The sequence below is a fragment of the Streptomyces boncukensis genome (genome assembly GCF_011045075.1).
In the GTDB taxonomy this organism is placed as follows: Bacteria; Actinomycetota; Actinomycetes; order Streptomycetales; family Streptomycetaceae; genus Streptomyces; species Streptomyces boncukensis.
Genome location: NZ_JAAKZZ010000923.1, coordinates 1 through 1,576 on the forward strand (window position 1 = coordinate 1; position 1,576 = coordinate 1,576).

Here is a 1,576-nt window from a genome sequence, read left to right on the forward strand (position 1 = left end):
CGCGGGCGGGAGCCGCCGGGGGCAGACGGCGCACGCCCGTCGTCTGGAGCGGGCGCGCCGAGCCGGACGACACCGGCGCGACGCGGCTGGTGCAGGCGGTCCGCACGGCCGACGCCGAGCGGGCGACCGCCGGTGGCGGCGCGGAGGGCGGCGACGCCACGGCCACCCAGCTGCTGCCCCAGGTCACCGGCCCCGCCGAGGACACCCGCGGCACAGGCCCCGTGCCCGTCGTCGGCGCGCCGCGCGGCCCACGGCCCCCGGAGACCGAGCGCCCGCTGCTGAGCGGCGTACGCCCGGCGCGCGGCGCGTTCGACGAGCCCGAGGAGACCGGCGTCCTCCCGGCGGCCTACGCCGGCGGCCCTCCCGGTCCGTACGGCACCCCGGACGCGTACGGCACCCCGGACGCGTACGACACCCTCGGCCCCTACGAGCCCGGCGGCCCGGACGGTACGGGCCACCCGGACGGCGCGGGCCACCCGGACGGCTCCGCGGGCCCGGACGGCGCCCCCGGCGAGGGCACGGCGCGCGAGCGCAAGCGGCGGGAAGCCTGGCACGCGTACTACCCCGGCCGCCGGATGAACCTCGGCGTCGTCCTGCTGCCGCTGCGCATCTTCCTCGGCCTCATCACCATCTACGCCGGGATGGGCAAGCTCTGCGACCCGGTCTACTTCGACGGCGGCGAGCGCGGCTCCCTGGTCACCTGGCTGCGCTCGCTGGACCCCTGGGCCGTCGCCACGCCGCTGCACAGCTTCGCGCTCTCGCACCCGGTCGGCGCCGGGCTGACGGTGGCGTTCCTCCAGGTCATCGTCGGCGTGCTGACCATGCTGGGCCTCTGGCAGCGGCTCGCCGCCGCGCTGGGCGCACTGCTGTCGGTGGCGCTGCTGCTGACGGTGAGCTGGAGCACGGTCCCCGCGTACGACGCGCCCGACATCATCTACCTCGCCGCCTGGAGCCCGCTGGTCATCGCGGGCGCGCCCGTCTACTCCCTCGACGGGCGGCTCGCGAGCGAGGCGTGGCGCAAGCTGGGCCCGCGCGTCGAGCTGCGCGACCTGCGCCGCCGGGTACTGCGCCGGCGCACCCTGTTCGCCACCCTGATCGTCGGCATCACCCTGCTGATCGGCTCGCTGCTGGGCAGCGCCGTGCGCTCCTCGCAGGTGGCCACCGTGCCCAAGCCCGGCGAGACCCCCACCAACCAGCTCCCCGGCTCCCCGCTGCCCCAGCCCACCGGCGAGCGCACCGGCGGCCCCAGCGGCCGCGCTTCCCAGGGCCCCGGCTCCACGGAGTCCGGCTCACCCGGCGCCAAGGACGGCCGCCGCGACTCCGGCCCCTCGGCCTCCGCGACGGTGCCCGGCGGCGGACAGGGCGCCACCACAGGCGCCGAGTCGGCGCCCCCGCAGCAGGGCCAGGAGACGGCGGGACCGGCCCAGCAGCAGTCTGCGCCGCCCGCCCGGCAGCAGCCCGCGCAGCCGCGCTCGACGGCGGGCGGCGCGGGCACCTCCTCGTCTGCGGGGCCGGGCCCGGACAGCGGCAGCGTCGACAGGACGTCGACGGCAGGCGGCGGCTCCACCTCCACGGG

General features: G+C 78.7%; 1 protein-coding gene. It reads left to right on the forward strand.

Annotated features, from left to right (window positions below; genetic code table 11):
• Positions 1 to 1,576: DoxX family protein (locus G5C65_RS37020; RefSeq protein WP_165303420.1), on the forward strand; the 1,576-nt coding region annotated here is incomplete at both ends.